This is a genomic window from Pseudalkalibacillus salsuginis (assembly GCF_021646685.1).
GTDB lineage: Bacteria > Bacillota > Bacilli > Bacillales > Fictibacillaceae > Pseudalkalibacillus > Pseudalkalibacillus salsuginis.
Window position 1 is genome coordinate 765,401 of the sequence record NZ_JAKJHW010000001.1, and the last position, 18,744, is coordinate 784,144.

22 protein-coding genes and 1 riboswitch are annotated in these 18,744 nt (G+C 40.9%); of the genes, 8 read left to right on the plus strand and 14 right to left on the minus strand.

The window, feature by feature from the left end:
- Window positions 1-34: 34 nt before the first annotated feature.
- Window positions 35-1,618: a phosphoenolpyruvate carboxykinase (ATP) gene (gene pckA, locus L1611_RS03855; protein ID WP_236311775.1), complete on the plus strand. Its 1,584-nt coding sequence runs from the start codon at window positions 35-37 to the stop codon at window positions 1,616-1,618.
- A gap of 214 nt (window positions 1,619-1,832) precedes the next feature.
- On the opposite strand, the gene L1611_RS03860 is transcribed toward pckA, so the two are convergent.
- Window positions 1,833-2,618, minus strand: a complete 786-nt coding sequence (locus L1611_RS03860) for an alpha/beta hydrolase family protein (protein ID WP_236311776.1) — start codon at window positions 2,616-2,618, stop codon at window positions 1,833-1,835.
- Window positions 2,619-2,703: 85 nt separating this feature from the next.
- Here L1611_RS03860 and L1611_RS03865 point away from each other — a divergent pair, with 85 nt between their 5' ends.
- The 3 genes from L1611_RS03865 to L1611_RS03875 are packed head-to-tail and all read left to right on the plus strand — an operon-like array spanning window position 2,704 to window position 5,284.
- Window positions 2,704-3,708 carry an ABC transporter substrate-binding protein gene (locus tag L1611_RS03865; RefSeq protein WP_236311777.1) on the plus strand — a complete coding sequence of 335 codons (1,005 nt, stop codon included), beginning with the start codon at window positions 2,704-2,706 and terminating at the stop codon, window positions 3,706-3,708.
- A 15-nt stretch (window positions 3,709-3,723) separates the two neighbouring features.
- Window positions 3,724-4,497: an ABC transporter ATP-binding protein gene (locus L1611_RS03870; RefSeq protein WP_236311778.1), complete on the plus strand. Its 774-nt coding sequence runs from the start codon at window positions 3,724-3,726 to the stop codon at window positions 4,495-4,497.
- On the plus strand, window positions 4,475-5,284 hold the full coding sequence (locus tag L1611_RS03875; protein ID WP_236311779.1) for an ABC transporter permease: 810 nt from the start codon (window positions 4,475-4,477) through the stop codon (window positions 5,282-5,284). The genes L1611_RS03870 and L1611_RS03875 overlap by 23 nt, the downstream gene beginning before the upstream one ends.
- Here L1611_RS03875 and ytkD read toward each other — a convergent pair.
- The 4 genes from ytkD to L1611_RS03895 all read right to left on the minus strand — a co-directional run bounded on the left by ytkD (window position 5,275) and on the right by L1611_RS03895 (window position 7,934).
- The gene (gene ytkD / locus L1611_RS03880; protein WP_236311780.1) at window positions 5,275-5,760 is read right to left on the minus strand and encodes an RNA deprotection pyrophosphohydrolase; all 486 of its coding nucleotides are present in this window, start codon (window positions 5,758-5,760) and stop codon (window positions 5,275-5,277) included. The two genes, L1611_RS03875 and ytkD, sit on opposite strands and share 10 nt — an antisense overlap.
- A 292-nt stretch (window positions 5,761-6,052) precedes the next feature.
- The gene (locus L1611_RS03885) at window positions 6,053-6,682 is read right to left on the minus strand and encodes a hypothetical protein (protein WP_236311781.1); all 630 of its coding nucleotides are present in this window, start codon (window positions 6,680-6,682) and stop codon (window positions 6,053-6,055) included.
- Between the two features lie 356 nt (window positions 6,683-7,038).
- Window positions 7,039-7,524, minus strand: coding sequence for a hypothetical protein (locus L1611_RS03890; RefSeq protein WP_236311782.1), 486 nt, complete (start codon window positions 7,522-7,524; stop codon window positions 7,039-7,041).
- A gap of 149 nt (window positions 7,525-7,673) precedes the next feature.
- Entirely contained in the window at window positions 7,674-7,934 is a 261-nt protein-coding gene (locus tag L1611_RS03895) for a holin (RefSeq protein WP_236312030.1), read from the minus strand.
- A gap of 251 nt (window positions 7,935-8,185) precedes the next feature.
- On the opposite strand from L1611_RS03895, the gene L1611_RS03900 reads away from it, so the two are divergent.
- Entirely contained in the window at window positions 8,186-8,398 is a 213-nt protein-coding gene (locus L1611_RS03900; RefSeq protein WP_225064320.1) for a hypothetical protein, read from the plus strand.
- Between the two features lie 95 nt (window positions 8,399-8,493).
- On the opposite strand, the gene abbA is transcribed toward L1611_RS03900, so the two are convergent.
- The 7 genes from abbA to L1611_RS03935 form a co-directional block, all read right to left on the minus strand.
- Complete coding sequence (gene abbA, locus L1611_RS03905) at window positions 8,494-8,691, minus strand: antirepressor AbbA (protein WP_322972507.1); 198 nt, start codon at window positions 8,689-8,691, stop codon at window positions 8,494-8,496.
- Between the two features lie 490 nt (window positions 8,692-9,181).
- A riboswitch (cyclic di-GMP riboswitch) is annotated at window positions 9,182-9,268 on the minus strand.
- A 68-nt stretch (window positions 9,269-9,336) separates the two neighbouring features.
- Window positions 9,337-10,185, minus strand: a complete 849-nt coding sequence (locus tag L1611_RS03910) for an SDR family NAD(P)-dependent oxidoreductase (RefSeq protein ID WP_236311783.1) — start codon at window positions 10,183-10,185, stop codon at window positions 9,337-9,339.
- A 415-nt stretch (window positions 10,186-10,600) separates the two neighbouring features.
- The gene (locus tag L1611_RS03915) at window positions 10,601-10,942 is read right to left on the minus strand and encodes a MaoC/PaaZ C-terminal domain-containing protein (RefSeq protein WP_236311784.1); all 342 of its coding nucleotides are present in this window, start codon (window positions 10,940-10,942) and stop codon (window positions 10,601-10,603) included.
- Window positions 10,939-11,355 carry an FAS1-like dehydratase domain-containing protein gene (locus L1611_RS03920; protein WP_236311785.1) on the minus strand — a complete coding sequence of 139 codons (417 nt, stop codon included), beginning with the start codon at window positions 11,353-11,355 and terminating at the stop codon, window positions 10,939-10,941. Before L1611_RS03920 ends, L1611_RS03915 begins: the two co-directional genes overlap by 4 nt.
- Window positions 11,321-12,514: a thiolase family protein gene (locus tag L1611_RS03925; RefSeq protein WP_236311786.1), complete on the minus strand. Its 1,194-nt coding sequence runs from the start codon at window positions 12,512-12,514 to the stop codon at window positions 11,321-11,323. The genes L1611_RS03920 and L1611_RS03925 overlap by 35 nt, the downstream gene beginning before the upstream one ends.
- Window positions 12,507-13,967, minus strand: a complete 1,461-nt coding sequence (locus tag L1611_RS03930) for an AMP-binding protein (protein ID WP_236311787.1) — start codon at window positions 13,965-13,967, stop codon at window positions 12,507-12,509. Before L1611_RS03930 ends, L1611_RS03925 begins: the two co-directional genes overlap by 8 nt.
- 96 nt (window positions 13,968-14,063) lie before the next feature.
- Window positions 14,064-14,630: a biotin transporter BioY gene (locus L1611_RS03935; protein WP_236311788.1), complete on the minus strand. Its 567-nt coding sequence runs from the start codon at window positions 14,628-14,630 to the stop codon at window positions 14,064-14,066.
- A gap of 111 nt (window positions 14,631-14,741) precedes the next feature.
- Here L1611_RS03935 and L1611_RS03940 point away from each other — a divergent pair, with 111 nt between their 5' ends.
- Both L1611_RS03940 and L1611_RS03945 read left to right on the plus strand, forming a co-directional pair.
- Entirely contained in the window at window positions 14,742-15,344 is a 603-nt protein-coding gene (locus tag L1611_RS03940) for a DNA-3-methyladenine glycosylase (protein ID WP_236311789.1), read from the plus strand.
- 154 nt (window positions 15,345-15,498) lie between these two features.
- Window positions 15,499-16,317: an alpha/beta fold hydrolase gene (locus L1611_RS03945; protein WP_236311790.1), complete on the plus strand. Its 819-nt coding sequence runs from the start codon at window positions 15,499-15,501 to the stop codon at window positions 16,315-16,317.
- A 248-nt stretch (window positions 16,318-16,565) separates the two neighbouring features.
- Here L1611_RS03945 and L1611_RS03950 read toward each other — a convergent pair whose 3' ends face one another.
- Window positions 16,566-17,240 carry a hypothetical protein gene (locus L1611_RS03950; RefSeq protein WP_236311791.1) on the minus strand — a complete coding sequence of 225 codons (675 nt, stop codon included), beginning with the start codon at window positions 17,238-17,240 and terminating at the stop codon, window positions 16,566-16,568.
- 180 nt (window positions 17,241-17,420) lie between these two features.
- On the opposite strand from L1611_RS03950, the gene L1611_RS03955 reads away from it, so the two are divergent.
- Window positions 17,421-17,618 (plus strand): hypothetical protein, encoded by a 198-nt coding sequence (locus L1611_RS03955; protein ID WP_236311792.1) that lies wholly within the window; start codon window positions 17,421-17,423, stop codon window positions 17,616-17,618.
- 345 nt (window positions 17,619-17,963) lie between these two features.
- Here L1611_RS03955 and L1611_RS03960 read toward each other — a convergent pair whose 3' ends face one another.
- Window positions 17,964-18,713, minus strand: a complete 750-nt coding sequence (locus L1611_RS03960) for a GDSL-type esterase/lipase family protein (RefSeq protein ID WP_236311793.1) — start codon at window positions 18,711-18,713, stop codon at window positions 17,964-17,966.
- Between the last annotated feature and the right edge of the window lie 31 nt (window positions 18,714-18,744).

Consider the following 18,744-nt stretch of genomic DNA (forward strand, 5'->3'; position numbering starts at 1 on the left):
GGTTTAAACTTTATGTGAAAAAGGATGGGTTAATATGAATACAGCACAATTTACCTCTCTAACAGATGAATTGTTAAGTAAAGAATCTACACACAAAAATTTATCGACACCAAGATTAGTAGAAAGGGCAATTGCGAGACACGAGGGTGTACTTAGCTCGACAGGTGCTCTTCAGGTTGAAACCGGTAAATACACAGGACGTTCCCCTAAAGATAAGTTCATTGTCATGGAGCCATCTGTGAAAGATAAAATTGATTGGGGATCCGTCAACCAACCGATTGATGAAGAGAAATTCAATAACTTATATAAGAAAGTAATCGAATACTTAACTAACAAAGACGAAACATTCGTATTCCAAGGATTTGCTGGTGCGGATAAAGCATTCCAGCTCCCTCTTCAAGTCATCAATGAATACGCATGGCATAATTTATTTGCCCGCCAGCTTTTCATCAGACCAAATGAAAACGATTTAAATGACTTCAACCCGGAATTTCAGGTTATCTCAGCACCTGGGTTCCTTGCAGATCCAGAAGTGGACGGCACAAATTCGGAAACATTCATCATCATTTCATTTGAAAAGCGGATCGTCCTGATCGGAGGGACAGAATACGCTGGTGAAATCAAAAAATCCATCTTTTCAGTCATGAACTACATGCTTCCTGAAAAAGATATTCTCTCTATGCACTGTTCAGCAAACGTTGGTGTAGAAGGCGATGTCGCATTATTCTTCGGTCTGAGCGGGACGGGAAAGACGACTTTATCCGCTGATCCTAACCGCCGGCTGATCGGTGATGATGAACACGGCTGGGCAAACAATGGGATTTTCAATATCGAGGGAGGTTGCTACGCTAAATGTGTGAACCTATCCCGAGAAAAGGAGCCGCAAATCTGGAATGCCATTCGTTTCGGAACAGTACTCGAAAATGTTGTCTCTGATGAGGAATCACGTAAGGTCGACTACAACAATACGACATTGACTGAAAATACTCGTGCGGCTTATCCGATTGATGCAATCCCGAATATCATCACCCCGAGTATTGCCGGGAATCCGAACACGATCATTTTCTTAACAGCAGATGCATTCGGCGTATTGCCTCCAATCAGTAAACTGACAAAAGAACAAGCGATGTACCATTTCTTATCAGGATACACGAGTAAACTTGCAGGTACAGAACGCGGCGTCACTTCGCCACAAGCAACATTCTCCACATGCTTTGGTTCTCCATTCCTTCCATTGCATGCTGAAAGATATGCACAAATGCTTGGCGAAAAGATCGCTCAACATGATGTGAATGTGTATTTGGTCAATACCGGCTGGTCCGGCGGTGAATATGGTGTAGGGAAGAGAATGGATCTGATTCACACAAGGGCAATGGTCCAAGCCGCCTTAGAAGGTGAATTGCGTTCTACCGAAACGGTAACTGACCCAATCTTCGGACTTCACATTCCAACAAGCTGTCCTGGCGTTCCAGGGGAAGTATTGCAACCAAAGAAAACATGGGATAATCCAGAAACATATGATCAAAAAGCTAAAGAACTTGCAATGAAATTCAAAGAGAACTTCACTAAGTTTGAAAATGCAAGCGAAGAAATAAAAGCTGCAGGACCGATCGTATAATACTCAATTGGAGTGACCTTATTTCAGGGCACTCCTTTTTATTTAGGGATTATTTCTAATATACTTTTCGTTTTGTAGTTAAATCTAAATTTTTGTAGTTTTCCCCTTCTATTTTCAGATAAGTAAACTTCGAGTAATGTTCTGAAAGTCAGTCCGGAAACTTCATCCCTCAAATTGAAAAACTCATCAAAAATGATGAAATTTTACATATCAATCATTGCATTTTCATCCATTCAAGAAGGGCATGGGTCACTTTGCGCTTTTTTTCAGGAGAGAAGTGGTGATCGTCATCGAAATACCATGTTTTATAGGGCTTCGAATGTCCGATCAATTTTCTTTCAAGACGACGAGCATGTTCAATCGAAACATTGTCATCATGAACGCCATGGATTATCAATAGAGGAGCTGCAATGTCTTCGACGATAGAAAGCGGCGTCCTCTCTTCGTATCGCTCGGGATATTTATAAACGGAGCCTCCGATGGCTCGTTTCATCATTTTGCGAAGCCTTCTCCTCTCCTCATACGTCAGCCTCATGTCCGTTACACCGCCCCATACGACGACCGATCTGACCAACTTCCGATGATAAGCAGCCGTAAACAAAGCCATCGCTCCCCCTCTGGAAAAACCGAATAGATGGAGCGATCCGGCATCCGTTGAAGGAAGGATCTCTAATACTTTCAACGCTTCAAAGGCGTCGTACCGATCATCACCACAAAAGTCCTCTTCTCCTTCACCACCTTCATTCCCTCTGTAAAAAGGGGCGAAAACGACAAAACCTTGATAGGCAAACTGAATGATGCGGGCAATTCTGACTTTGCCTACTTGTTTAATACCTCCACGTAAATACAAGACACCCGGCAGGGGTATACCGACTTTAGGTTCTGCCAACAATCCTTTGACACGTAAACCTTGACTCCAGTAAGCCACGATAGACAACTTGATATTCGGATTTGGTGATGGGAACCGCTGTATTTTTACAATTCGATTGGAGAGATTCATCATGTCACCTCTATACGATTTTGACCAACACATATTGCCAACACGCTTCATACACTATTGCATCTAAGTCTGTGGAGGGATACAAATGCTTAAAGGGTTCAAACAATACATCATAGGAGCCGCATCCGTACTCATTGCTTCCAGCCTGCTAGCAGCTGGCTGTTCCAATGGATCGACTAATGATAAAGTACGAGTCGCTGAAGTTACACGCTCGGTTTTTTATGCTCCACAATATGTTGCCATAGAAAAAGGATTTTTTGAAGATGAAGGGATTGATATTGAACTTACCACAACTTGGGGCGGAGATAAAACGATGACAACTCTCTTATCTAACGGGGCTGATGTCGCCCTGGTCGGTTCAGAAACGTCGATTTACGTATATGCTCAAGGTACAACGGATCCAGTCATCAATTTTGCGCAATTGACGCAAACGGATGGGACGTTCCTTGTAGCCCGAGAAAAACCTGAAACCTTTAATTGGGAACAGCTGAAGGGCAGCACTTTCCTTGGACAGCGGAAAGGCGGGATGCCACAGATGGCTGGGGAATTTGGTTTGAAAAAACACGGGATCGAACCACATAAGGATATGAATCTGATCCAAAATGTGGATTTTGGTAACATTCCGAACGCCTTCGCCTCTGGCACTGGGAATTATGTACAATTATTCGAACCAACTGCCAGCTTGTTTGAAAAGGAAGGAATCGGTTATGTCGTAGCTTCGTTCGGAACCGAATCCGGCAAACTTCCGTACACGACTTTCATGTCCAAAGAAAGTTACATCAAAAACAACAAAGATATTGTGGAGAGATTCACGAAGGCTTTATACAAAGCACAGCAATGGGTCGATAGTCATAGTTCCAAAGAAATCGCTGCTGTGATTGAACCTTACTTCGAGGATACACCGATCGATTTGATTGAATCGTCAACCGAACGCTACAAAAAACAACACAGTTTTGCAACGAATCCGATCCTTGATGTTGAGGAATGGAACAACTTGCAAAATATTATGGATGAAGCTGGCGAGCTTCCTAAACAGGTCGAGCATGGCATCCTGGTCAACACACAAATTGCCGAAAGTGTAGCAAAATAGCGGGAGGAGATGGGTTTGGCATTTTTAACAGTAGATCAACTCACCCACGCTTACTTTTCAACGGACTCAGCAACTATGGCCCTACAAGATATCTCTCTTGAAGTCCAGGAAGGTGAATTCGTCTCCTTCCTAGGACCAAGCGGGTGTGGAAAAACGACCCTATTATCATTGATCGCCGGCCTGTTCCAACCGGTAATTGGAACGATCAGCATACGTAATGAGCCAGTCAAGCAAGCCTATGATCAAATAGGGTACATGTTCCAGCAGGATTATTTATTACCATGGAAAACGATTGAGGCAAATATCCTGCTCGGATTAAAAATCCAAGGTAACTTGAATGATATGAGCAAGGCTATGACATTCGAATTGCTTGATCATATGAATCTGGGAGATACAAATAAAAAGTATCCTCACGAGCTATCCGGCGGGATGAGGCAGCGTATTGCGCTGGTAAGGACATTGGCGACCAATCCCCAGCTGCTTTTGCTGGATGAACCCTTCTCAGCATTGGACCATCAAACGAAACTAAAGCTTGAAAATCTCGTTTTCACGACTTTAAAGGAACATCAGAAAACAGCTTTACTTGTCACGCATGATATCGGAGAAGCAATCGCCATGTCCGATCGTGTCATTGTCTTTTCAGCAAACCCTGGCAGGATCAAGTCAGAATATACTATACCGGAACATTTAGCAAAGATGGAGCCTTTTGATGTAAGAAATCATGAGGATTTTAAAGACATCTTCCAGATGATCTGGGAGGAGTTGAATGAGCTTGAAGACGAAGATTGACTTGGCATATGAAGAATTCAAGCAACGTGAACGGAAAACAAAAAAACAGGTGTTCATCACACAGCTGTTCATGTTATTCACCTTCCTCGGACTATGGGAAATCGCCTCGAATAAAACGTTGATCGATCCATTATTATTTAGTTCACCAAGCAAAATTTTAAACCTTTTTTATGTGAAAATCATGGATGGAAGCTTGATAACGCACAGCGTGGTGACGTTTGGTGAAACCATAGCCAGTTTCGTCATTGCCACGATTCTTGGAACGGTTGTGGCTGCTGTTCTTTGGTGGACTCCATTTGTATCAAAAGTGTCAGATCCTTATCTTGTCGTCCTTAATGCCATGCCGAAAGTGGCCCTGGGTCCCATTCTTATCGTCGCACTTGGGCCAGGGTATCTATCCATCATCGCGATGGGTGTACTGATCTCTGTCATCATAACAACCTTAGTCGTTTACAGTGCATTCCATGAAACGAATGACAATTATATAAAAGTTATTCAAACTTTTGGCGGAAATAAGAAACAGGTATTTAACGAAGTCGTTTTCCCGTCCGCCATCCCAACGATTATTTCAACTTTGAAAGTGAATGTCGGTTTATCATGGGTAGGTATCATCGTTGGTGAATTCCTTGTTTCAAAACAAGGCTTAGGCTATCTCATCATATATGGATTCCAAGTATTCAACTTCACATTGGTTTTACTTAGCCTGCTCGTCATTGCCGTAATGGCGACCATTATGTACACAGGGGTCGGCATGCTTGAAAACCTTCTTCGTAAACGTCAGAGCTGAAGAATTTTGTTTTTAAAAATGTATTCCATACTTCGCTGGAGTACTTCGTCTTTCATCATGAAACTAAATTTATCATTGTTTTTTATCGATTCAGGAAGTTGTTTCATAAGGATAGGTCCATTAGTTTCATAATAATGGGCCTTTATTTTTATTTTTTCGATAGTTGCAAAGTAAACATTCTTGATGATCGTACCACCTTTACCTTTGACACGATATTGGGCAAGATAAGTCAATGCATCCACTGTGGCGCCTGTCTCTTCAAAAACTTCACGGACAGCGGCTTTTTCAGCGGATTCTCCCTTTTCTACCTTGCCGCCCGGAAATTCAATACCTCGGCGTGGATGTTCAGTCAAAAGCCATTGACCCTTGAATCTGCAAATGACCCATACATGTTTAGGTGTTAAGGAGTATGGATGATCCGTGAAGGATAGTTCCACTGTATTTTTATAAAAATCTTCAAAAGTATAGTAACTCATTTACAAAACTCCAATTTATTCTTAGCCGTCGACTCTGCCGTAATATTCTGGGTTTATCCATACTTTATGGAAGTCGTATGATTATTTTACCGTATCTCGGAGAAAAAAACATTTTTCTTATCCATCAATAACTAAAGAAAACTTGGCAAAGCCAAGCCTATGGCTAAGCCCTAGTTACCCTTATACTGAAGAATGTTGTTATACTTTCTTTAAGTGGAAACAAAAGACTGATCTAATGAAGGAGTAGTCATTTCTCCCTCCAGATCAGTCCTTGATGTGTATGCGGTCAACATTACTGGACATTTACAGATTCAATGATCCAGTTGTCACCATTCTTCTTAAAGTTCAATTGTATAAAATAATCTCCATATAAGTCACTGCTATTATTCTGTTCCAATTGGTAATGGTTTTCGTCTACTTTTTTCAAAGTGGACGGATTACCTTTTTCAATCCAAGGCGGCAATTCAGTGGGGATGATATAAAGCCCGTCCTGTTCCTCTTGGTAGAGTCCATCCACATAATATTTCGCGACTTTTTCTGACACATACTGGTTTAAGTATCTGACCAACCCTTGTTTCGTATCAAAATCCGAAACCTTATAATTTACATCCGTTGGTTGGACAACCTCTTGCATGAATGTTTCTGCAATCTGTACGAAATCGCTTTTATTTGGTGCCTCAACATTTATATTCGATCCAGTAGATGTTGTTTTGACCTTTTCTTCCTCATTTGCATATTCTAAATTGGCGTTCATAGCTAATGGTTCATTTTGAACTTCAATTTGGCTTTTTGAGAATGTTTTTTTAGGAAGCTCAGATCCACCACCGATTTGGAAGGATGTAGAACTTGCTGGATGACCTACCCAAAAAAGAGCAAATGCGATAAACATGCCAATGATCAATGGGGCTATACTCTTCTTCATTTCCTAACTCCCCTTTTTGTTTATAGTCATAATGCTCATCTTCACTATTCTGAACTAGTTTCATTATTACTATACCTTTTCCAGAACGTGATAAAACATTATGTAATTGTCTTATAACCTTCCATATGAAAATTCAATAACCCTCTTCCGCTTTTCTAAATTATGCCAATATGACTAGAAGAAACGTTCGGCATTTTTTTCACCAACATGAATGTTTTGTTGAATAATAATCATTTTTAAAAAATAATGAATGGTTGTGCCGAAAAGACCCGATTATTGTTATCTCCATGTTTACTTCTAACCTCAATTTTCGGTTATGTAAAAATCATTACCCCCGGTAACAGGTAATGATTTTTTTACGTCTTTAGTTCGTTTATGATCGTTTCGTATTTTTCAGTGAATTTATTAAAGCCAAGGCGATCCACTCTGAATATCGGGGATTCCAGCTGAGCATGCGCATCAATGATTTCAATTTGCTGATAAACTTTAAATAATTCGTCTGCCAATGTGGGATCCAATTTCGCTATTTCGTATTTCACTTTATCCCAATCTTCCAGTTTGAATCGATAGACGTCTTTCCAAATCTTCTCACTGCCCTGGATTTCTAAATTTCCTAGCTCTAAAAAGTCCTGAAGGCTTCCTCCGTTCCGAGACTCTTTCCGTAAATACAATTTCAAATTACCTTGTAACTCTTGTAACAGGACCGTTTTTGCTAGTTCCTTGGCAGTTTCCTGGTTCTGCTTTTTTTCTAGCTTGATTTTGATTTTCTGTCTCAAATATACGGCAGCTAGGGTCGTTAGGACACTGACCACCATGGAGACGGTAAAATATGTCCAACTCATTCAAAAATACCTCCAGCTTGTACTCCCCCTAGAATATTATATGAAACAGCAGCTGAAGGAACTCAACTAATCCATCATTAATGTGCCCATTTTAAGGGAAACTAGTGAAGCTAGTTTTACGTGTATCCTCACGTCATCTCTACGATCACTTATCTTCGACGGTGGCGCACACGGTATTTTCCGACCTCATACAATCCTGTGGCAGCAAGACCAGCCATGCCTCCAGCCCATACTCTTAAAGTCCAGTCCAGATCAGTCAGTGGAAAAGCTGCCATTCCGATCAAAAGACCAATGATCAGGCTGATAAGTGATATGAACCTTTTTGAAATTTTAAACGTATGTTTTGCGACTTCAGTCAAACCAGTGACAATCGGAGCTAAGACAGAGGCAAATATCAATACTTGTTCCATCATAGGCTTACTCCTCCTAACAATATTGTCATAGTAATTAATTCCATAAGAAGTTGAACAACGCCTTTTTCCAAACGATAAATAGGCTTTAAGGAGCAGTTATTTAAAGAATCCATCATTTGTACACTTTATGAGTTTAATACCATATAGATGTACTTGTAGCTCATTGTATTTTTCATTTTCATGAATATGAATCACCCATAAAAGACAGAATGTATTTAAAGAAGAATTTATAGGAGTGTAAGACAAAAATGAAAAGAGAATACGATCACTATCTAATCCTCTTAGAAAACCAAGAAATGAATTGGTGGGGCTATGCTCGCAGGGTTCCTACTGAATTTCGTCCTCCTAACTACACAAATTATTGGTCGTATTTGCGAACCCGCAACACGGCTTCAAAAAGGTATATTAAAGAAGCTGAGTGGCGGATGGAAGCGCGACGAAAAGGTTTATTGGATAATTAGGCCGGCTTTTGAATGGGACGAATAAAGTAAAAAAAGGACTGCCCTGGAAGGAAAGTGTTAAAACACTCCAGGTCAGTCCTATTTATGTTCAATAACTAAACACCAGCTTTATGTAATCTCACTAGTAAGTTATTCAATTGCTTGATCCGAGTTTCCTCGCATTTTTTCTGTCCTGTCTCTATATCTGTTATCTCGCTGCTGACTAGTTCAGATGCATATCGTTGTTGCAACATCACATCCAATAACAAAGCTTGCTCCTCTTCTGATAACCTTAACATGGTTAATGTCGCCATATAACCATCCCCCTTTTAAGTTGTTACTAATCATTATAACCGCATAAAAATAACGCGGAAAGGGGTTTAGCAAAATTCGTTGCGCATCTAAAATATGGAAACTTGCGAAGTTGTTGATATATAAAGGTTCATCCCAATTTACGGTGGTAAGAATTTTGCAAAAAAAATTTAATACAATAAATCCCTATCGGTTTAATATTATTTTAAGAAAATAAAGAATCGATAATATGCTGCTTACTTAAAATAATCGATAAATCTATAACATATCAAATTTGCTTAGCAAGTACACCCAAAGTATTGTACCAAAAATGATCCCCGTATTGAATAAGACATTCATCCAGCGATCAGACATTCCCTTGATAACGGTAGAAATGATGAATAAGACAAATGTGTAAACCAGAATGAATGATGACATAGGCAGTAAGATTTGATAAAAGGCCATACCCTTCACACCTTATCGGACCTATCTCATAAATCGATGATGTATCGTTCCGACAACTGGCTGACCTATTGTTCCAACAACTTAGCCCCTTTAGTTTTGCGTCCCCACTTTTCAATGGGTTTGCCTTTATCTACGATTTATAAGACATGCTCTTATTTTTCAGAATCTTACGCCTATTATACATCATCACTCGAAAAATGTCATTATTTAGGGGTATTTATACCTCTTTTTTGGGAAAAAGAATGAAATATCGCATTATCTGTCGAATTTACAGAGGTGAATAGGATCGGCTCATGCACAGGAGCCTTCCATCGGCCAATTTTATCACCATTGACTGAAAAGATCGATCCTGTTTCAGGCCTCTTTTCCAAAATAACCGAAACCAATAGGGCAACATCATCAGGAGAACCCATTTTCCATTCATCAGGAATTGGTTTTCCTTGTTTATCCGCTTCCCTTTTCAACATTTCAATAACAGGGCGGGTCATATTCGTTTCAGCGACTGGTGCAATGGCATATACATCAATTCCCATCCGCTCAAGTTCTTTAGCTAATGTTCTCGTCAGCCCATTGATGCCGGCTTTTGCAGCACTGTAGTTCAATTGTCCGACTAAACCTTCCATCCCCGATTTGGAAGTCATATTGATGATTGTTCCTTTGATTCCTAACTCTCTCATGGTGCATACGGTATATTTTGTACAGGCGAATGTTCCGCGTAAATGCGTTTCAATGACCTCGTCCCACTCCTGTATCGTCATTTTATATGATATACGGTCCCTGGTAACTCCGGCATTATTGATCAGCACATCGATCCGGCCAAATGAATCAATGGCTTTCTCAATGATTCGTTTACAGTCTTCATCAGACGTGACAGAAGCCGGAACACCAGAAACACGATCATGTATTTGCTTCAGCTCCCGCACTGCACCATCTACTTTATCTGAATCCCTTCCATTAACGACGATAGATGCCCCTTCTTGAGCCAATCGTCGTGCAATACTTTTTCCTATCCCCTGTGTCGATCCAGTTATTACTGCCACCTTATTGTTCATTATCAGCCTCCAATTGTGGTGAAAGTACTGCCTTTTCCGGTTGGTTCTGTTACATTGTTGAATTCACTCCCTTACCGCATTCGAACCGAAAAGCCTCCTCACTTGCACAGGGTGTGGTGGCATCGAGCATTTATGGAGCACTTCCATCCGGTTTTTCACGCTCGAATGTCCGTATAGAGTGTTTATGGAGCACTTTCACCCGCTTTTTCACGCTCAAATGTCCGTATAGAGTGTTTATAGAGCACTTTCACCGGTTTTTTACGCCCGAATGTCCGTATAGGCCATGTTCACCACAGGACGTGGTGGTTTTTAGTCGAAGGTCTTTTAATTGCAGGTCACTAAGTGGCTTTACTTGGCTAGCTTTTCCCACGATAGTGTCTCGAATCTCATTTTATGAAAAAATTAACATTACGATTTAAGAAAGCTTTCCGATCATTACTGAGGTACCATCTTCAGAATAAAGGTGAAAGGATGATTCCTGTTCAGTTATTTCAACCTCAAGCTGATGTATGCTGTCTGGATAAACCGGTGCTTGAAACCGTACACTGTAATCTTTTATAAGAGTCTGGCTTCCATAATGGGATCGTATTATCCCGCCAACCCTCCCCATTACGAGCATTCCATGCACCAAACATGTTTTAAAGCCCATTTGTTGGGCTTCTTTTTCTGATAAATGAATAGGGTTGTAATCACCGCTTGCCAGAGCATAATCCTGAATATCTTTTTTTGAAAATACAAGTCGATGTGACTTTTTCATGATCCTCTCCCCGTCCTGAACATCGCTTTGGTCTTCCCTATAAAAACCAGATGCTCCTTATCTTGATCTTGATAACCATACATTTCATGCATCAGCCAAACGACCTTTCCAGCCTTTCCTTCCTTCTCTTTTACATCAACCAATTTGATTTCAACATAATAGGTGTGTTCAGTAAGCATCGGTTTTTTATAAGAAAAGGATTGTTCTCCATGTACAAGATGACCGATATCTTTTAACCAGGGTATTTCAGCCTTCTGCCAAAATACAATCGGATAGGTTGTTGGAACAAAGGGTTGGCCGGTCCTGGCTGATTTTGCGAGTGGTAAATCGTTGAGGATTTCGGCGAACTTTACCGCTTCATTTACCTTCACCTTTATTTCAAAAAGTCCTGTTAGCTGACCGCTCCTTATCATATTCAATCCTCCGACTTTTTTCAACTAGTGTCGCCAAGCCAAGCCCCCCACCGATTCCGAGCGTCAGCAGACCTTTTCTCGCGATACTATTTTGCATTTCATGAAACATCCTCGTCATTAAAATCGCACCGGACGCTCCATAAGGATGACCAAGCGCAATCGCTCCCCCTCCTATATTAACGATTTCCTCTGGAATCCCTAGTGACCTTATCGAGGCCAAAACTTGTGAGGCAAAGGCTTCGTTGAATTCTACCAAATCTAGATCTTTTACGGACAAGTGTTGCCTTGCCAATAATTTATTAATTGCTGGTATCGGACCAATGCCAAGTAAATTCGGATCAACCCCTGCTACACATGCATCGACAAAGCGCAGAAAAGGTTTGAGCCCAAGTTGGAAGCATTTCTTTTCTGTAGCCAATACGACAATCGAGGCACCATCATTGAGCGGACATGTGTTTCCCGCTGTTACAGTACCACCGCTTTTGAATACAGGTTGCAAACGGCTAAGCATTTCATAGGATGTATTCTCACGAGGGCATTCATCGGTTCGAATAACTCCATTTTTCAGAGGCATGATTTCATTGTCAAACCGCCCATCCTTCTGAGATTCAACAGCTTTTTGATGACTCTGCAAGGCGTAACGATCCTGGTCCTCCCTTGAGATTCCAAATTGATCAGCCACATTTTCCGCAGCTTCTCCCATTTCGGGATCACCAATTTCCTCTGGTGAGAACCTTGCTCGGTTATAAAATGAAGGACCAGTGAAATCGTAAAGGCTAGGGGGTTTTTCAATCTTCCATGGGGCAAGGCTGGTACTCTCTACCCCGCCTGCCAGTACAAGCTCCGCACCGCCAGACTGGATCAATCTAGCGGCTTGATTGATTGCCTCCAACCCTGAACCACATTGGCGATCGACCGTAACACCAGGCACTTCGACTGGTAAACCTGCAGTCAGGCTGGCCAACCTGGCAATATTCCCACCAGGTCCTACCACATTGCCTAAGATGACATCGTCGATTTCCTTAGGAGGTATGCCCAGTTCCTTCACAATTGTCCGGATCAGTTCAGCAGCCATTTTTTCTGGTGGATAGTGCTTCAGCTGTCCACCTAACTTTCCAATCGGGGTACGTTTCGCTTCCAAGATATAAACATCATTCATGATTCCTAAAGCCCTCCGGAAAAAGTTGGATCAATTCATTTCGCGCAATTTTTTGACTTACGGTGCGTGGAAACTCATCAACCGTAATGAATTCTTTCGGCCACTTATATTTTGGCAAATGGTCAAGACAGACTCTTTTCAATAGCTCTATATCCTCTTTGCCGTGCCGCCACTTGATGAAGGCTACCACCTTTTCGCCCCAATACGGATCCGGCATTCCCATTACCGCACACTCTTCTACCTCAGGAACAGTTTGGAAAACTTGTTCAACTTCATCTGGATAGATATTGAGCCCGCCACTGATGATCATTTGATTCGCCCTTCCGACAAGGTAAATAAAGCTTTCTTCATCAACACGGGCCAAGTCTCCAGCTGTCACCCAGCCATTTCGAAAAACATCCGCTGTTTCCTGAGGCAGTTTATGGTATTCCTTGAAGACCATCTTACTTTTTACATATAAAGTACCAATTTCCCCACAAGGCACCTCTTGAAAATGCTTGTCCTGTATCGATACCTCCACTCCGGAAAAAGGTCGGCCGACAGAATCCATTTTCTCTGCCGCGACTCTGTGGTGTAGAATCGAAACAAAACTTAATTCGGAAGCACCGTAAAATTCAATACACTCAGCATTTGTGAACATTTCTTCAACCCTTTTTCTTCGATCGATATTCCATTTCGAACCTGAAGATATGATCAGGTTGATGTCTTCCCATTGTGGATACGGCTGGTTCAAAAGCGTTTCCATCATGGTAGGAACGACATAAAGCACTGTTTTCTTATGGCGATCCACACGCCTGGCTAAGGAGTCTGCAGAGAAATGTCCCAATAGTTCCACTGTTGCCCCAGTTGATAAGGTATGCAATGTGCCATATAAGAATAGGGAATGGACGAGTGAACCTGGGATGATCACTTGATCCCCAGCTTGAATATTGTATTCATATCCAGTGTTCCGGAAGCTTTCCGTCCACGACCTTTGCGTGCGGACGAAACCTTTTGGATCTCCTGACGTCCCGGAGGTATATCCCAAGTAAAAAATTGATTCCCATGTCGCTTTCGGCAAGTTGTTTTTTATTAATGTAGTGGGGGAGCAATCAATATCAGGAAAGATCATTGCCCCATCCCACCATTGTTGATAAGTATCGGTGATGAGGATGTCTGTTTCACTATCTTGAAGGATCTTTCTTACTTTTTCCACAGGTAATTTAGGGTCTACCGGTACGGTTTTCCATCCAATAGAGGATGCTGCGAGAAAATAAATGATGAATTCAACTCTATTTTCCGGAAAATAGATGGCTAACGTACCATTCGAAATCGGTTTTTTTTCATACAATCGGGAAGCTGTTATGTCTATTTCTTCTATCATTTGTTTATAAGTAAATGTTGCTGATGCCGTTTGAACAGCAATTTTTTCTGCATGTAAATTTACTTGTTCTCTAATGCAATTGATAATCATCTTTTTACCCGCCTAAACTATTTTTGAATGGTCATAACGGAAAGAAAGAGGTTTCGTCTATAGACTAACCTCTTTCATAAGCGTATCATATCCAATTTATGCAGCAAGATTTTTCTTTTTATTTGTGAGAACGGGATTACTCTTCTTCATTTTCACTACGATGAATGCCGCAATCAACGCTTTCGCTAGATCTCCGGGAACATAGGCAAGTGCAGATATGATCGCTGTCGTAAGCGGAAGATCCAGCACAAAGGCTGTTACAGGAATACCAGCCGTATACACCAGGAGGATTCCACCGAAAATATTAATTAAAATGACCTTCCACATCTTCAGATTCCTCCAGGATCGTTCAACTAGATAACCAATGATGAAAGCGGAGAGCGGCCAACTTAAAATATATCCTGCACTTGGTCCGACAAGCTCGTCGATCCCCCCTCTCATTCCCGAAAGGACAGGGGCTCCCGAGATGATGAGGGCGATTAAAACGAGCAGGCTCAAACCGCCCAGACGTGCTCCGAGAAGGCCTCCCGCTAGCATGACACCAAGTGTTTGTGCTGTAATAGGAACAGGTGAACCTGGTACTGGGATTGGGGGTACTAAGCCTAGAGCAGCAATGACAGCAGCAAACATCGCCGCGTATACAAGCTTATAAGTCTTCTTCATTCTCTTTCACTTCCGTTCATGTTGTTAATCATATTCATAACTATTATGGAAGAAGAGATAAAATGTGTCAACCTGAAATTTAATAAGGTTTACGAAAGAGTGGTAATCAAGTTGAATAACATAAAGCAGCTATTTAACAAGGAAACATTAGAATTGGCGAACAATCTTCTTGGTATGGAACTCGTACATGATACAGAATACGGTGAAATAGCAGGGAAAATCGTAGAAGTCGAAGCTTACAAGGGACCAGAAGATAAAGCCGCACACTCATTCGGTGGCAGAAGGACCACCCGGACAGAAGTGATGTACGGTGAACCAGGCCATGTCTATATGTTCTTAATTTATGGAATGCATCACTGTTTCAATGTAGTGAGTGGTCCGATTGGAAAACCTGAAGCGGTCTTAGTACGTGCCTTAGAACCTACCAGCGGTATCGATCAAATGCTCCTAAATCGGTATGGCGAGAAACCGAAATATACGAAAACACACCATAAGAACCTTACCAATGGTCCAGGTAAGCTTTGTCGAGCACTAGGGTTGAATATGGGCCATTACGGTCTCCCGATCAATCAATCGGAAATTCAGCTCCGCCCTTATGAAAACATCAAAGAATCGGACATTACAGTTGGGCCCAGGGTCAACATCGATTATGCGGAAGAGCACGTCAATCTGCCCTGGAGATTTTCAATCCGTGGTAATCCGTATGTCTCATAAAGGAAAAATAGCCTTTAATTCAGATAAGTTTTGAACACCTTTATGAGTACCTTAAATCTTGTTTTTGGTATTTTGAGGGCTTCATAACCCCTTTATGAGTACCTTAAATCTTGTTTCTGACATGCAAAATCCTCATTTATAAAGGAGAAAATTAATGACCATTCATTCCTTAACAAAAAGCTTCTCGTCCACATATGGAAAAGTAAGTTATGACGTAAAAGGTAATGGGGCTCCCTTGGTACTCGTACATGGTACACCCTGGTCTTCGTTTAATTGGAGACATATAATTCCTGGGCTTAGCCAGTGGTTTACTGTATATTATTATGATTTGATTGGGTATGGTGATTCTGAGAAGGGGGATAGAGATGTCTCTTTAGGAATCCAAAATAAAGTTCTTAAAGAATTACTTGATTTCTGGTGTCTAAATAATCCATTTGTTATTGGACATGACTTTGGCGGAACAACTGTTTTAAGAACACATCTAGTGGAAGAACAAGCCTTTGAGAAAATAATACTTATTGATCCCGTTGCAATATCACCATGGGGTTCTCCGTTCTTTTCACATGTTAATAAATTTGAAGCAGCCTTTCAAGGTATACCTGAATATATTCATGAAGCAATCGTTTCAACCTATGTCCAAGGTGCAATGTACAAGGACATGGATACTGAGACATTGAATGGTATTAAGCAACCTTGGTTAGGTTCTTCGGGACAAGAAGCCTTTTATCGTCAAATTGCACAAGCACACCAAAAATATACTGATGAAATAGAACCTATGTACAGTACAATAAATAAGCCTGTATTAATTATGTGGGGAGAAGAGGACACGTGGATACCTATTAAAACGGGCCATAAGTTACATGGAAAAATAAAGTCATCAGAATTTGTATCTATACCCCATGCGGGTCATTTGGTGCAGGAAGATCAACCTAGCATTTTAATATCTAAGATCTTAAAGTTCCTATTAAAATAGGGGTAACCAAGCTTTTAAGTTTTGGTTATAATTCATGATGTCCTCCTTGGTCTTTAAGGGGCCTTTAGTGCTGATCAGCTCAGGGCACCACTTATCATACCAAGGGGACTTTTTTGTACAAATCTCATTTTGCTTTCCTACAGGAATCCTTTCTTATCCTTCAAAAAAGAGCTTGGATTCAAGCTCTTAGTCTTGTAAATTGTTTGAGGTTCCGCTTGGAATCCGATATATGGAGCAGATTACTTTTGTTAATGCGATGGATTCAGTTCCTTCACCTGAAGTTCATCTTCTGATTGATGTACTTTTTCCTTACTGCTGGTTGCAATTAGTCCAATCAGTTGTGCCACTTTTTTCTTTCGGTTCGTATATCGGTATAGTGAAATCAAATACCAAAATGCGATGATGGTAGTTGTTTTCAAGACCACTTCAAAATTCCATGTCAATGATTCAAAATCAATCACATCGAGAATATAAGCTGCTGCAATCCCGAATAGGAAGGCAGCCACCCAGACGCTTGGTCTTAAATCACGGTAGCCTCGATGGAGTGTATGTATAAACGATGAAAGAAGCTTCAATTCTTTGTCATTATACTGGTGGAGTCGATTCTTGATATATTTCAAATCTGGAACGATCCCATTGGAACGTTTTCTATCGGTCAATTCTTTAAAAAACAATTCAAAATCCGCAAAGCTAGTAAGACTATTTTGGACCTTGCGATGCATGTAATTATGACACATATACCAGAAGTAAACCTTTTCGGATACACGCAGGACAACATATAATAGGACCGTTACAAGCACAAATTGCACCCAAAAATTTCCCGAGAAGAACTCAATGAAAGCCCAGATTGCCATAACGAGTGTTTTTAGCTTGGCTATGAACAATGAAGTGACAAGCAATATGAGGTCGGTAACGTTTTCCACAAGTAAAGCCTCCTGTTTTTCTGTTAGCTTCATCATATCATTTTTTCCGGAGAAGCATGACAAACTTTTACAAAAAAACGTAAATTTTCTCTTGAAAAGACGATAAAAATACCCCCTATCTTCGCAGCAGGGCGGCGAAAACTATAGTTAGAAAAAAGTTCTAATTTTGGAGGTTGGAAAATGAGGATTGTCTTTTTTGAAAAGGGAGAGTTAATGATTATCGTAGGTTCTTCAAAGCTTAAGGGAGAACTGACTATAGAGCAGATCAAGTCAGAAAGTGAAAAGAAATCCAAGGAACTATCTCAGTTACTTGGACGTGACATCGGCTTTATGATCGACATGAACGGTAAGCTTAATTCTGACATGCCGATGAAGTAAAGAATACCCATTAATCTAAGATGATCCAAACCAGATCATCTTTTGTTATGCTCGTAATTATTAAGAAATTCATTCCCTTTCGCGGGAGCAAGAAAGCGGAATCGCCCTCCTGTTCAGCCACGAAGATCTCTGGAACTCCGACGAGGAGGCCCGAACCAAACACAGTTTGGTTCTACGTGGGTAACTTCTTAAGTAGTATTTCAATTTGTCGAACCGCCGCAGGAGTGTTGCGAATATCGAAGTATTTAATAAATTTTATTTTAGTGACAAAACAGCCGGATCCATTCATTAAAGCGGATTCTGGCTGTTTTTACAATTTGCATGAGTATGCGGGACTACCTATGCCTAATTGATCAAACCTTTACGCTTCATCTCATCCATCACTCGCTTCGCAATAAGCTCGTATCCTTTTGGGTTTGGATGGATAATATCATTGAAGTAGCGGGTTTTCTCTTTATCAAGGAATAGATCGATGGTTGAAATGTAATGAATATTCGGATATTGGTCGACCATCCCCTTCGTCACGAGATTCCACTCCCTCAAAATTTCATTCAGCTGGTCATGGTTGACAAGGTCCGTATATGGATCATACATCCCAATTAGAATTAAGGGAGCATATTGATTATCTGTGCGGATCTGTGTGATAAGCTTGGCCAGATTTTCTTCAAAAAGAGGGCGCTTCCTCTCCATTTCCTCAGCATTGATGGAATTAAGATCCCGTCTTGCTGCTTGAATGAAGTCATTCGTTCCTATGAACAAGAAAATATAGTTTGCTTGGTTGATCTTCTGTTTTATTTCGATATTTTGAATGTGGATCATGATCTGATCCGTCCGATATCCTCTTACGCCATACCGATGTAAAACAACTTGGCTTCCGAAACTGTTTGTCATTTGTTGGTAGACTCGTCCTATATAGCCGACTTTCTTTGGATCGCCGCTGCCATAAGTCAGTGAGTCGCCAATTGCTACAATCTGTATCGCATTTCTGTCTTGGACAACCGGTGGCGAAATAAGATCATCTATATAATTGATAGCAATGATAATACCGATCACCAGGGTTAACCAGAGTAAGTTTTTGAATATTTTCCCTTGCACGTGAAATTCCTCAATTTCCTGTATAAAATTA

What these genes read in the sequence shown, in the direction of transcription:
- L1611_RS03875 (WP_236311779.1), top strand. Translation starts at nt 4,475, where the DNA reads ATGAGCTTGAAGACGAAGATTGACTTGGCATATGAAGAATTCAAGCAA.
- L1611_RS03860 (WP_236311776.1), bottom strand. Translation starts at nt 2,618, where the DNA reads ATGAATCTCTCCAATCGAATTGTAAAAATACAGCGGTTCCCATCACCA.
- L1611_RS03945 (WP_236311790.1), top strand. Translation starts at nt 15,499, where the DNA reads ATGACCATTCATTCCTTAACAAAAAGCTTCTCGTCCACATATGGAAAA.
- L1611_RS03955 (WP_236311792.1), top strand. Translation starts at nt 17,421, where the DNA reads ATGAGGATTGTCTTTTTTGAAAAGGGAGAGTTAATGATTATCGTAGGT.
- abbA (WP_322972507.1), bottom strand. Translation starts at nt 8,691, where the DNA reads ATGGCGACATTAACCATGTTAAGGTTATCAGAAGAGGAGCAAGCTTTG.
- L1611_RS03925 (WP_236311786.1), bottom strand. Translation starts at nt 12,514, where the DNA reads ATGAATGATGTTTATATCTTGGAAGCGAAACGTACCCCGATTGGAAAG.
- pckA (WP_236311775.1), top strand. Translation starts at nt 35, where the DNA reads ATGAATACAGCACAATTTACCTCTCTAACAGATGAATTGTTAAGTAAA.
- L1611_RS03930 (WP_236311787.1), bottom strand. Translation starts at nt 13,967, where the DNA reads ATGATTATCAATTGCATTAGAGAACAAGTAAATTTACATGCAGAAAAA.
- L1611_RS03910 (WP_236311783.1), bottom strand. Translation starts at nt 10,185, where the DNA reads ATGAACAATAAGGTGGCAGTAATAACTGGATCGACACAGGGGATAGGA.
- L1611_RS03890 (WP_236311782.1), bottom strand. Translation starts at nt 7,524, where the DNA reads ATGAGTTGGACATATTTTACCGTCTCCATGGTGGTCAGTGTCCTAACG.
- L1611_RS03885 (WP_236311781.1), bottom strand. Translation starts at nt 6,682, where the DNA reads ATGAAGAAGAGTATAGCCCCATTGATCATTGGCATGTTTATCGCATTT.
- L1611_RS03920 (WP_236311785.1), bottom strand. Translation starts at nt 11,355, where the DNA reads ATGATAAGGAGCGGTCAGCTAACAGGACTTTTTGAAATAAAGGTGAAG.
- L1611_RS03865 (WP_236311777.1), top strand. Translation starts at nt 2,704, where the DNA reads ATGCTTAAAGGGTTCAAACAATACATCATAGGAGCCGCATCCGTACTC.
- L1611_RS03895 (WP_236312030.1), bottom strand. Translation starts at nt 7,934, where the DNA reads ATGGAACAAGTATTGATATTTGCCTCTGTCTTAGCTCCGATTGTCACT.
- L1611_RS03900 (WP_225064320.1), top strand. Translation starts at nt 8,186, where the DNA reads ATGAAAAGAGAATACGATCACTATCTAATCCTCTTAGAAAACCAAGAA.
- L1611_RS03935 (WP_236311788.1), bottom strand. Translation starts at nt 14,630, where the DNA reads ATGAAGAAGACTTATAAGCTTGTATACGCGGCGATGTTTGCTGCTGTC.
- ytkD (WP_236311780.1), bottom strand. Translation starts at nt 5,760, where the DNA reads ATGAGTTACTATACTTTTGAAGATTTTTATAAAAATACAGTGGAACTA.
- L1611_RS03915 (WP_236311784.1), bottom strand. Translation starts at nt 10,942, where the DNA reads ATGAAAAAGTCACATCGACTTGTATTTTCAAAAAAAGATATTCAGGAT.